Source organism: Kluyvera sp. (genome assembly GCF_047971185.1).
Classification (GTDB): Bacteria; Pseudomonadota; Gammaproteobacteria; order Enterobacterales; family Enterobacteriaceae; genus Kluyvera.
In genome coordinates this window covers 14,902-27,361 of sequence record NZ_JBKDZH010000117.1, presented here as the reverse complement: position 1 = coordinate 27,361, position 12,460 = coordinate 14,902, and the positions used below count along the sequence as shown (strand labels likewise).

Annotated in this window: 9 protein-coding genes; 4 read left to right on the top strand and 5 right to left on the bottom strand. The window is 56.5% G+C overall.

Annotated features, from left to right (window positions below; all coding sequences use genetic code 11):
• From ACK5JN_RS23010 to sspB, 4 genes are all read left to right on the top strand, one after another.
• The coding region (locus tag ACK5JN_RS23010; protein WP_416872268.1) for an uL13 family ribosomal protein at positions 1 to 152 on the top strand (152 nt) is incomplete at its 5' end.
• Between the two features lie 15 nt (positions 153 to 167).
• Positions 168 to 560: a 30S ribosomal protein S9 gene (gene rpsI, locus ACK5JN_RS23005; protein ID WP_416872267.1), complete on the top strand. Its 393-nt coding sequence runs from the start codon at positions 168 to 170 to the stop codon at positions 558 to 560.
• 298 nt (positions 561 to 858) lie between these two features.
• On the top strand, positions 859 to 1,497 hold the full coding sequence (gene sspA, locus ACK5JN_RS23000) for a stringent starvation protein SspA (RefSeq protein WP_064541808.1): 639 nt from the start codon (positions 859 to 861) through the stop codon (positions 1,495 to 1,497).
• Positions 1,498 to 1,501: 4 nt separating this feature from the next.
• On the top strand, positions 1,502 to 1,999 hold the full coding sequence (gene sspB / locus ACK5JN_RS22995; RefSeq protein ID WP_416872266.1) for a ClpXP protease specificity-enhancing factor: 498 nt from the start codon (positions 1,502 to 1,504) through the stop codon (positions 1,997 to 1,999).
• A gap of 32 nt (positions 2,000 to 2,031) precedes the next feature.
• Here sspB and ACK5JN_RS22990 read toward each other — a convergent pair whose 3' ends face one another.
• The 5 genes from ACK5JN_RS22990 to gltB all read right to left on the bottom strand — a co-directional run bounded on the left by ACK5JN_RS22990 (position 2,032) and on the right by gltB (position 11,870).
• Positions 2,032 to 3,312, bottom strand: coding sequence for a cytosine deaminase (locus ACK5JN_RS22990; protein WP_416872265.1), 1,281 nt, complete (start codon positions 3,310 to 3,312; stop codon positions 2,032 to 2,034).
• A complete protein-coding gene (gene codB, locus ACK5JN_RS22985) occupies positions 3,302 to 4,552 on the bottom strand; it encodes a cytosine permease (RefSeq protein ID WP_416872264.1) in 1,251 nt (416 codons plus the stop codon). The genes ACK5JN_RS22990 and codB overlap by 11 nt, the downstream gene beginning before the upstream one ends.
• A gap of 137 nt (positions 4,553 to 4,689) precedes the next feature.
• Positions 4,690 to 5,772, bottom strand: coding sequence for a PDDEXK nuclease domain-containing protein (locus ACK5JN_RS22980; RefSeq protein WP_416872263.1), 1,083 nt, complete (start codon positions 5,770 to 5,772; stop codon positions 4,690 to 4,692).
• 209 nt (positions 5,773 to 5,981) lie between these two features.
• Positions 5,982 to 7,400, bottom strand: a complete 1,419-nt coding sequence (locus ACK5JN_RS22975) for a glutamate synthase small subunit (RefSeq protein ID WP_416872262.1) — start codon at positions 7,398 to 7,400, stop codon at positions 5,982 to 5,984.
• A gap of 9 nt (positions 7,401 to 7,409) precedes the next feature.
• Positions 7,410 to 11,870 (bottom strand): glutamate synthase large subunit, encoded by a 4,461-nt coding sequence (gene gltB / locus ACK5JN_RS22970; RefSeq protein ID WP_416872261.1) that lies wholly within the window; start codon positions 11,868 to 11,870, stop codon positions 7,410 to 7,412.
• Between the last annotated feature and the right edge of the window lie 590 nt (positions 11,871 to 12,460).

Sequence of the window (12,460 nt, the reverse complement as noted above, 5' to 3'; positions counted from 1 at the left end):
TTGCTCGCCGTCCTGAGCGTGTGCTTGAAATCGCGGTTAAAGGCATGCTGCCAAAAGGCCCGCTGGGTCGTGCTATGTTCCGTAAACTGAAAGTTTACGCTGGCAACGAGCACAACCACGCGGCACAGCAACCGCAAGTTCTTGACATCTAATCGGGATTATAGGCAATGGCTGAAAATCAATACTACGGCACTGGTCGCCGCAAAAGTTCCGCAGCTCGCGTTTTCATCAAACCGGGCAACTGCAAAATCGTTATCAACCAACGTTCTCTGGAACAGTACTTCGGTCGTGAAACTGCCCGCATGGTAGTTCGTCAGCCGCTGGAACTGGTCGACATGGTTGAGAAACTGGATCTGTACATCACCGTTAAAGGTGGTGGTATCTCTGGTCAGGCTGGTGCGATCCGTCACGGTATCACCCGCGCTCTGATGGAGTACGACGAGTCCCTGCGTGGCGAACTGCGTAAAGCTGGCTTCGTTACCCGTGATGCTCGTCAGGTTGAACGTAAGAAAGTCGGCCTGCGTAAAGCACGTCGTCGTCCTCAGTTCTCCAAACGTTAATTGCTTTCTGCTTCGGCAGACGACAATTTGCGAAAAAACCCGCTTCGGCGGGTTTTTTTATGCCCGCCGTACGGGGGCTGACGCGCTCTTTTTCCGCTTTTCCGGAATCGCCTCACCACAAGTCGTTCAAAATCTGGTAGACTATCTTCCAATTTTCTGCCCAAATGCGCGCGATTGTTCATTTTTTGTTTGGTTTGTGAACGAGAATGTCGTTTAGCGTGTAGCTGAGGCTTGTCATCTGGCTAGCCGCCGTTGTGGCTGGTAGCAGTAAAAATTCTGAATATACCTGGAGGTTTTCATGGCTGTCGCTGCCAACAAACGTTCGGTAATGACGCTGTTTTCTGGTCCTACTGACATCTATAGCCATCAGGTCCGCATCGTGCTGGCCGAAAAGGGTGTCAGCTTTGAGATAGAGCACGTGGAAAAGGACAATCCACCGCAGGATCTGATTGACCTCAACCCGAATCAAAGCGTTCCGACACTCGTAGATCGTGAGCTGACCTTGTGGGAATCACGCATCATTATGGAATACCTTGATGAGCGTTTCCCGCACCCGCCGCTGATGCCGGTTTACCCGGTGGCGCGCGGTGAAAGCCGCCTGTACATGCACCGTATCGAGAAAGACTGGTACTCACTGATGAACACCGTGATGACCGGTTCCGCCGCGCAGGCTGACGCTGCGCGTAAACAGCTGCGTGAAGAGCTGCTGGCGATTGCGCCGGTCTTCACCCAGAAGCCGTTCTTCCTGAGCGATGAGTTCAGCATCGTTGACTGCTACCTTGCGCCGCTGCTGTGGCGTCTGCCGGTAATGGGCATTGAGCTGAGCGGCGCTGGCGCGAAAGAGCTGAAAGGCTACATGACGCGCGTCTTTGAACGCGACTCTTTCCTCGCCTCCTTAACGGAAGCCGAGCGCGAAATGCGCCTTGGCCGGGGTTAATTGAATGGAAGTTTCACAGCTTTCTCCGCGCCGCCCGTATCTGCTGCGTGCGTTCTATGAGTGGCTGCTGGACAACCAGTTAACGCCGCACCTGGTGGTCGATGTCATGCTGCCAGGCGTGAACGTGCCGATGGAGTACGCGCGTGACGGCCAGATCGTGTTGAACATTGCGCCGCGCGCGGTGGGCAACCTTGAGCTGGCCAACGACGAAGTGCGCTTCAATGCGCGCTTTGGCGGCGTGCCGCGTCAGGTTAACGTGCCGCTGGCCGCCGTGCTGGCGATCTACGCCCGTGAGAACGGTGCTGGAACCATGTTCGAGCCAGAAGCCGCGTACGATGAAAATGCGGAAGGCTTCAACGACGATGAAGACGTGGATAGCGGCGCAAGCGAGACCGTGATGTCGGTGATTGACGGCAACAAGCCGGATATCGACGACGGCGATGACCCGGACGATACGCCGCCGCCGCGCGGGGGCCGCCCGGCGCTACGCGTGGTGAAGTAAAAACAGGCCCATTCGGGCCTGTTTTGTTATGGCTAGCGTTTGAAGGTGACCCTTTCCGGCTCACTCAGATGAAGCGTGGTCTGGCTTGGCACCGTTTCGGCAATCACCCGACCATGGCGGATAGAGTAGCGGGCTGGCGTCTGACGACGCACGGCGTCAAAACCGTTTTCCGCCGGCAGAATGACCAGGTTGGCGCTATTGCCGACTTGCAGGCCGTAATCCTGCAGATGCAGCGTTTTCGCGCTGTGGGTGGTAATCAGATTCAGCCCGTCGTTGATTTGCCCGTATCCCATCAACTGGCAGACATGTAACCCCATATGCAGCACCTGCAGCATATTCGCGGTACCCAGTGGATACCACGGATCGAAGACGTCGTCATGACCGAAGCAGACGTTGATATCCGCCTCCAGCATCTCTTTGACGCGCGTGACGCCACGACGCTTAGGATAGGTGTCGAAACGCCCCTGCAAATGAATATTGACCAGCGGGTTAGCGACGAAGTTAATCCCCGACATTTTCAGCAGTCGGAACAGGCGTGACGCATAAGCGCCGTTATACGAGTGCATCGCAGTGGTGTGGCTGGCGGTGACGCGCGCACCCATGCCATCGCGATGCGCCAGCGCCGCGACCGTTTCGACAAAGCGAGACTGCTCATCATCAATTTCGTCGCAGTGCACATCGATCAAGCGATCGTATTTCTGCGCCAGGGCGAAAGTTTTGTGCAGCGATTCCACGCCATATTCCCGCGTGAATTCAAAGTGCGGGATTGCGCCAATAACGTCAGCCCCCAAACGCACGGCCTCCTCTAACAGGGCTTCGCCGTTAGGGTAGGAGAGAATGCCTTCTTGCGGGAAGGCGACGATTTGCAGCTCTACCCACGGTGCAACCTCCTGCTTCACTTCCAGCATGGCTTTCAGCGCCGTGAGTGTAGGATCTGAAACGTCAACGTGAGTACGAACGTACTGGATGCCGTTGGCCATCTGCCATTTCAGGGTCTGCATCGCGCGCGCTTTTACATCTTCATGTGTGAGCATCGCTTTACGTTCTGCCCAGCGCTCAATGCCCTCAAACAGCGTGCCGGATTGGTTCCAGCTCGGTTCGCCCGCGGTTTGCGTGGTGTCCAGATGGATGTGCGGTTCAACAAACGGTGGTATCGCCAGACCGCCTTCAACATCCAGCACATTGCCCTGTGGAGCTGACGTCGTTGCCTGAGGCTCAATACGGCTAAAGCGCCCGTTTTCAATGGTGATTTGCCACAATCCTTCGCGCCCCTGTAAACGGGCCTGGCGAAGGGTAATATTATTATTCTGCATGGCTAACCTCCGAGGATTTAGCAAGGCTACGATTAAAGAGTGGATTCAGCAGGATATAGCTGAATACGCCGCCGAGGACAGCGTTGACCGGGACAATTCCGGGAATATAGTGACCCGCAGCGATACCCAGTGCAACGGACAGAATGGCCACCCAGTTCACGGTAATAAATTGCGCTTTGTTGAAGTCGGCATATTTGCGGTGGTTCAACAGATAGTCGGCGATGATCACGCCCCCAATGGGGGGAATCGCCGCCGACAGGAAGGTCAGCCAGCCGACAAAGTTATTGTAAAGCCACAGTGCGCACAGCGTCCCAATAATGCCGTTCGCCACCGACAGCGTGCGGCTGGAAAGACCGGTAATGTTGGCAAAGCCCAGACCAGATGCGTACAGCGCATTGTCATTGGTGGTCCAGATATTCAGACCGAGTACCACAATCGCCGGTAGCAGCAGGCCCTGGGCTATCATCACGTCAGAAATATCCGCTTGTCCGACAGCGGCAGCGCCCGCAGCCCCGAAGATGAACATTAAGGAGTTGCCAAGGAAAAACGCCACCATCGCAATCAGCACTGCCCCTTTAGCGTTGCGGCCAAAGCGAACAAAGTCGGCGGTTAAGGTACCGGCGCTGACAAACGAGCCGACAACCAGCGCGAGTGCGGTGGAGAAATTGAGCGGCGTCTGCGGCACAATTGTTTTTAAGTGATCTAAACCGCCAACCTCGCTCACCGCCAGCCAGACCGAGTAGCTGCCCAGAATGACAATCGCAGGCACGGCGATAATCGACAGAATAGTCAGTGCCGAGATACCAAAGAAGATGGTCAGGGTCATCAACAGCCCGGAAACCGCAATCAGGATATTGACGTCAATGCCTGTTGCTTTACCCACCGGGATGGCAAACATGGCGACGCCGACGCCAAACCAGCCGACCTGCGTGCCGCCGAGTAGCATGGAGGGAAGCCATGAGCCTTTTACGCCAAAGGAGTAACGAGCAAGAAGGTGGGTAGAGAGCCCGGTTTTTGCGCCGATGAAACCAAGAAAAGCGGTGTAGATACCGAGGAGGAGGTTACCGAAGAAAACTGCAAGGAAGAAATCATGATAGGAAAGACCGGTACCGAGTGTTCCTCCGGTCCACATACTGGCGGAGAAAAACGTTAACCCCAACATCACAAACGTGAGTGGAACTACGCCTTTCCGCGCCGCCAGAGGGACGGGCCCCTGGCTATAATTGTTGTCCTGCGACACAATGCCTCCATGAATTTTGCCCAAAAAATCCGCCGCATAATATACAGTTCTCAGAATAAAGCAAACGTTTCCGTGTGATTTTTTGTCGGTTATTATTCATGAGAGTGATGATTTCGCCGCTTTCTCTCGGTTTACAGTCAATCCACTCCTGTGGGGTGAGGTGCCAACATGGCTTGTGAACGAATGAGTTCGTCTGCAAGTAGTTGTTCGTCAGGCAATTGCACTTTGTACTCGCTCGCCATGATGGTATTCGGCAGGCCAGCCAGCGCGTAATGCGCCTCTCCCGCGCCTTTTCCCGCGCACAAAATCAGCCCGACGGGCGGGTTTTCTCCCGGCATTGTCCAGTGCTCTTTGGCATAGTTCAGGTACATATTCATCTGCCCGGCATCGGCATAACCGAATTTGCCTACCTTCAGGTCAACGAGCAACAGGCAGCGCAAACGGCGATGGAAGAACAGCAGATCGACGCGGAACCCGCTATCGTCTATGCGTAATCGGCGTTGGCGGCCAACAAAAGCAAAATCGTCACCGAGCTCCAGCATAAAGTCCATCAGGTGGCTGAGCAGGGCATCTTCGAGATCCGACTCTGAATACGCGTCCTTCAGGTTAAGAAACTCCAGAATGAACGGGTCGCGTATGGCTTGCTCTGGCAAAACGTTGGGTTCGGCGGGTGCTGGCTGCTGCAACATGGCGGATTTGTCGTGTGACAACAGCGTTCGTTCGTAAAACTGAGTGGCGATTTGCCGATCGAGCTGCCGTACGGACCAGCCGTTACGTAGTGTCTCTTTCTCGTAGAAAGTGCGGGCATCGGGATTTTTTACCGAGAGTAAACGCACGTAAGCTGACCAGGGAAGTGGAAAAACTCTGGCGAGGTAAATGAGATTTGAAGATTCACCAGACACTGTCTGCTGAATTTCAATATCTTGAAAATAAAGATAAAACATGCGCATTTGGCGTAGATTTGCGGTGGAGAATCCACGCTTATAGCGCAGGCTTAAATCTGCGGATAACCGCTCAATAAGCTGAATACCATAAGCCGCCCGTGCTTCGCCGCCCTGTTCAAACTCGACAATTCTCCTGCCGATTTCCCAGTAGGTTGCCGTCATTAAAGCGTTAATGCTACGGACAGTCTCAGTGTGGGCTGTATCTACTAATCGAATAATACCGTCATGGATTTGCTGATAATCGTCAGCGTGTTGTGCTGGTGTAGGCGTAGTCATGTCATCCCTGGCGCGAGAGTTGCGAAATAAAAAGATATCGCTACCAATACGCTCCAGGCATAGCCCGGTCAATCCAGGAGAGGTGTATTACATTGCGTTGTAGCCGTATTTGCGAGCGGCTTTCGAAGAATGAATTCGTATGTATTTAGCAGAAAAATATTGACTCCCCATCCATCAGCATGAAGCCGTGGTAGGGGAGCCAGCAGGTATTACACTTCCAGGTAGTTCATGATCCCGTCAGCCGCTTTACGGCCTTCGGCGATCGCGGTGACCACCAGATCGGAACCACGCACGATGTCGCCACCGGCAAAAATTTTCGGGTTGCTGGTCTGGAAGGCGTTATCGCTGCCTTCCGGCGCAATCACGCGGCCCTGCGAATCCAGCTCGACGCTGTGCTTCGCCAGCCATTCCATGCTGTGCGGGCGGAAACCAAACGCCATTACCACCGCATCGGCAGGGAGCACGTGCTCGGAACCGGCGACGATTTCCGCGCGACGGCGGCCTTTTGCATCCGGCTGGCCCATCTCGGTGCGCGCCATTTTTACGCCGCACACTTTGCCGTTGGCATTCACTTCCACGCCTAACGGCTGGACGTTGAACTGGAATTCCACGCCTTCTTCGCGCGCGTTTTTGACTTCGCGCTTGGATCCCGGCATGTTCTCTTCGTCACGACGGTTAGCACAGGTGACGTGCGTGGCGCCCTGACGAATGGAGGTACGCACGCAGTCCATCGCGGTGTCGCCGCCGCCCAGCACCACCACGCGTTTGCCTTCCATGCTGACGTACGGTTCTTCAGCGGTTTCGCCGAAGCCCATAATCTGCTTGGTGTTGGCAATCAGGAACGGCAGGGCGTCGAATACGCCGGAAGCGTCTTCGTTCTCCAGGCCGCCGCGCATCGACTGATAGGTGCCGACGCCGAGGAACACGGCGTCGTAATCCTTCAGCAGGTCGTCGAGCTGCACGTCGCGGCCCACTTCAACGTTGAGTTTGAACTCAATGCCCATGCCGGTGACGATCTCACGGCGGCGGGTCATGACTTCTTTCTCCAGCTTGAAGGCCGGGATACCGAAGGTCAGCAGACCGCCGATTTCCGGGTGGCGGTCGAACACCACCGCCTTCACGCCGTTGCGGGTCAGCACGTCGGCGCACGCCAGGCCCGCCGGGCCCGCGCCGATGATGGCGACTTTCTTGCCGGTTTGCTTCACGCCGGTGAGATCCGGGCGCCAGCCCATTTCGAAGGCTTTATCGTTGATATAGCGTTCGATGTTGCCGATGGTCACCGCGCCGAACTCGTCATTCAGGGTGCAGGAACCTTCGCACAGACGGTCCTGCGGGCAGACGCGCCCGCAGACTTCCGGTAGGGTGTTAGTCTGGTGCGACAGCTCGGCTGCCTCAAAAATACGCCCCTCGTTGGCCAGCTTCAGCCAGTTCGGGATGTAGTTATGCACCGGGCATTTCCACTCGCAGTACGGGTTGCCGCAGGACAGGCAGCGGTCTGCCTGCGCTTTGGCCTGGCCTTCGGAAAACGGCTCGTAGATCTCGATAAATTCGATCTTGCGGATCTTCAGCGGTTTCTTCGGCGGATCAACGCGCTGCAGGTCGATAAATTGATAAACGTTCTGACTCATGATGACCTCTTACTGCGCCTGCACGCGCAGCTCAGCTGCGCTACGACTACGGTGACCCAACAGCGCTTTCACATCGCTGGACTTCGGCTTAACCAGAGCAAACTTCGCGGAATAAGACGGCCAGTGCGCCAGAATCTCTTCACCGCGGGAGGAGCCGGTCAGCTGTACGTGTTCGGTGATCAATCCACGCAGATGTTCTTCGTGAATCGCCAGCGAGTCGACGTCCAGCACTTCTACCAGTTCCGGGTTCACGCGTTTACGGAAATCACCGTCTTCATCCAGTACGTAGGCGAAGCCGCCTGTCATGCCCGCACCGAAGTTCACGCCCGTTTTGCCCAGCACGCAGACGATACCGCCGGTCATATATTCACAGCCGTTGTCGCCGATGCCTTCCACCACGGTAATCGCCCCGGAGTTACGCACGCCGAAACGTTCGCCCGCGCGGCCCGCGGCGTACAGACGACCGCCGGTTGCGCCGTACAGGCAGGTGTTACCGATGATGCTTGCTTCGTGGCTGCGGAAGGATGAACCGACCGGAGGACGAATTGCCAGCAGACCGCCCGCCATGCCCTTACCGACATAGTCGTTGGCATCGCCGGTCAGGTACAGCTCAACGCCGCCAGCGTTCCACACGCCGAAGCTCTGACCCGCGGTACCGTTGAAGTGCGCTTTGATCGGATCCGCCGCCAGCCCCTGGTCGCCGTGCGTCTGGGCAATGTAGCCAGACAGCGACGCGCCCACGGAACGGTCGGTGTTGCGGATATCGAACCAGAAGGTTTTGCTCTGGCGCTCATCAACAAACGGTTTGGCCTGCTGCAGCAGCTGGGCGTTCAGCACGCCGTTATCAAACGGCGGGTTGTGCTCGGTGCAGTACAGCGCTTTGCCCGGATGCGGCTCGGCGGTTTCCAGCAGGCGAGACAGCGCCAGCTTCTGCTGCTTGGCGGTGAAGCCATCCAGCTCTTTGAGCAGGTCGGTGCGGCCAATCAGATCGACCAGGCGGGTCACGCCCAGCTCGGCCATCAGCTCGCGCACTTCACGGGCGATAAATTCAAAGTAGTTGGTTACTTTGAACGGCAGGCCGTGATAGTGGTTCTTACGCAGTTTTTCATCCTGAGTGGCTACGCCGGTTGCGCAGTTGTTCAGGTGGCAAATACGCAGATATTTACAGCCCAGCGCGACCATTGGCCCGGTACCGAAGCCGAAGCTTTCTGCGCCGAGAATCGCCGCTTTAATGATATCGACGCCGGTTTTCAGGCCGCCGTCCACCTGCAGACGGATCTTGTGACGCAGGCCGTTGGCAACCAGCGCCTGCTGGGTTTCCACCAGCCCCAGCTCCCACGGGCAGCCCGCGTATTTCACCGAGGAAAGCGGGCTCGCGCCGGTACCGCCGTCGTAGCCGGCGATGGTGATCAGATCCGCATAGGCTTTCGCCACGCCGGTGGCGATGGTGCCGACGCCCGGTTCGGAAACCAGCTTCACGGAGATCATCGCTGTCGGGTTGACCTGTTTGAGGTCGAAAATCAGCTGCGCTAAATCCTCGATAGAGTAGATATCGTGGTGCGGCGGCGGGGAGATCAGCGTCACGCCCGGTACCGAATAGCGCAGTTTGGCGATGTACGGGGTCACTTTATCACCCGGTAGCTGGCCGCCTTCGCCCGGCTTCGCGCCCTGAGCGACTTTAATCTGAATCACGTCGGCGTTGACCAGATACGCTGGCGTCACGCCGAAGCGGCCGGAAGCCACCTGCTTGATGCGCGACACTTTGTTGGTGCCGTAGCGCGCCGGGTCTTCACCGCCTTCGCCGGAGTTGGAGTTACCGCCGATGCTGTTCATCGCTTCGGCCAGCGCTTCGTGCGCTTCCGGGCTTAATGCGCCGATAGACATGGCAGCGGTATCGAAACGCTTGAACAGATCGCTTGCCGGTTCAACGTCGGCCAGATTAATGGCTTCGCCGTTCGGGGTAATCGCCAGCAGATCGCGCAGCGTTGCCGCCGGACGGTTGTTGACCAGCTCGGCATACTCTTTGTAATCGCTGTACTCGCCGCTCTGTACCGCCTGTTGGAGGGTACGCACCACGTCCGGGTTGTAGGCGTGATATTCGCCGCCGTGAACGTATTTGAGCAGGCCGCCCTGATCCAGCGGTTTACGCGCCAGCCAGGCACGCTTCGACAGGTTCAGCAGATCCTGCTGGAAGTCGTCGAACGACGCGCCGCCGATGCGGCTGACCACGCCCTGGAAGCAGTTCTCCACCACGTCATCGTGCAGACCGACCGCTTCAAACAGTTTGGAACAGCGGTAGGAGGCAATGGTCGAGATGCCCATTTTGGACATGATCTTGTACAGACCTTTGTTGATGCCGTTACGGTAGTTCAGCATCACCGTACGGTAGTCTTTCTCGATCGCATGAGTATCGACAAGGCGGCCCAGGGTTTCATAGGCCAGGTACGGATAGATAGCCGTTGCGCCGAAGCCGAGCAGCACCGCGAAGTGATGCGGGTCGCGGGCGCTGGCGGTTTCCACGATGATGTTGGCATCGCAGCGCAGGTTCTTATCCACCAGACGCGCCTGGATTGCGCCCACCGCCATCGGTGCCGGTACCGGCATACGATTTTTGGCGATGTTACGGTCGGACAGCACCAGCAGTACCGTGCCGTCACGCACCATCTCTTCGGCTTTATCGCACAGCGCTTTTACCGTCTCTTCGAGGTTGGTTTCCGTCACATCGAAGGTGATATCCAGCGTATCGGCGCGGTAGTGCTCCTCTTTCATGGTGGTGAGCTGATTGAAATCGGAATACAGCAGAATCGGCGATTTGAAGCTCAGACGGTGCGCCTGGCCTTCCGCTTCGCAGAAGACGTTCATTTCGCGACCGATACTGGTCGCCAGCGACATCACGTGCGCTTCGCGCAGCGGGTCGATCGGCGGGTTGGTCACCTGCGCGAACTGCTGGCGGAAGTAGTCATAGATAATGCGCGGCTGGCTGGAGAGCACGGCGAACGGGGTATCGTCACCCATCGAACCGACCGCTTCCTGGCCGTTTTCGCCGAGCACGCGAATGACGGAATCCAGCTCTTCGGCGCTGTAGTTAAACTGTTTCTGGTAGCTGGCAAGCGTATCGTCATCCAGTTCACGGCTGCCCACCTGGTCGTCAGCCAGATCTTCAAACGGCACCAGACGGCGAACGTTTTTCTCCATCCACTCTTTGTACGGGTGGCGGCTTTTCAGATCGTTGTCGGTTTCCGCGGAGTGCAGAATGCGGCCGCTGCGGGTGTCGATAACCATCAGCTCGCCCGGACCAACGCGGCCTTTTTCCACCACTTCGTCCGGCTGGTAGTCCCAGATCCCGACTTCAGAGGCGCAGGTGATGAGCTTATCTTTGGTAATGACGTAGCGCGCCGGGCGCAGGCCGTTACGGTCGAGGTTACAGGCGGCGTAGCGGCCGTCGGACATCACGATCCCTGCCGGGCCGTCCCACGGCTCCATGTGCATGGAGTTAAAGTCGAAGAACGAACGCAGGTCCGGATCCATATCCGGGTTGTTCTGCCAGGCCGGTGGTACCAGTAAACGCATGGCGCGGATGATGTCCATCCCGCCCGCCAGCAGCAGCTCAAGCATGTTGTCCATCGAGCTGGAGTCGGAGCCGGTTTCGTTAACGAACGGCGCGGCGTCGTGCAGGTCGGGGATCAGCGGCGTCTGGAACTTATAGGTACGCGCGCGGGCCCACTGGCGGTTACCGGTGATGGTGTTGATTTCGCCGTTGTGCGCCAGATAGCGGAACGGCTGTGCCAGCGGCCAGCGCGGCACGGTGTTGGTGGAGAAGCGCTGGTGGAACAGGCAGATGGCCGATTCCAGACGCAGGTCCGCGAGGTCCAGGTAGAAGCGCGGCAGATCCGCCGGCATACACAGACCTTTATAGATGTTCACCAGATTAGACAGGCTACACACGTAGAAGTCTTTATCTTCCTGCAAACGCTTTTCGATGCGGCGACGGGCGATAAACAGGCGGCGCTCCATATCGCGCGGACGCCAGCCCGCAGGGGCGTTAACGAAAATTTGCTCAATACGAGGCAGAGAGGAGAGGGCGATTTCACCGAGTACGCCTTCGTTAGTCGGCACGTCGCGCCAGCCAACGATAGACAGGGTTTCACGCTGCAGTTCTTCTTCTACAATGTGGCGAGCCGCAGCGGCCAGTTCAGGATCTTTATTCAGGAACAGCATCCCAACGGCGTAGTTTTTGGCTAAGCGCCAGCCGCGCTCTTCGGCAACGATGCGGAAGAAACGGTCAGGTTTTTGCAGCAGCAGGCCACAACCGTCGCCGGTTTTTCCGTCGGCGAGAATCGCGCCACGGTGCTGCATGCGGGCCAGTGCGTGTATGGCGGTACGCACTACCTTGTGGCTAGGTTCGCCTTCTATGTGGGCGATCAGGCCGAAACCACAGTTATCCCTCTCAAGGGATTTATCGTACAACATATCAGTGAACCTCCCCAGGCTCTACGGGACGCCCCCTTAATCGATTGCGCGCAAGGCACAGCAAGAGCATGGCGACGGGGTAAGGCATTCTTTGCCTACCTCGCATTCGCCCTCTTTTATCCTTTTCGCGTAGGTCACACAAGTTTGAGGACTTGCTTAAGAGGGAATCTCAATTACTGCATAAATATGATGAGCAGGCTGCTCATCCAGAAAGCTTCCAGCGGATTCCCAACTTATCGGGAATCGGTACATAGGTCAAATGGCAATCTTATTTATACAGAAATGTGCTATAGGCAAATTAAAATCATGAAATATAAGAAAAATATAACTATTTTCCCGGTCGCTGACCCGCGGGGAGGCCGTTCTTGAGTGTGATCTGTCTCACTATATGAAAGCGCGGTTATAATCTGGATATAGCGTTTTAATTACTAAAAGCAGCATTTAATGCTGGCATTGAGTGTGGGGGTATAGGATCCCTCTGTTTTTCATCGGACGCTGGATTATTGCAAATAACGCGGCGGACATAAGCAAAAATAATCACTCTTGCGATGAATGAAATTGCAGTAATTTTGATTGTTTATGCAATGAGG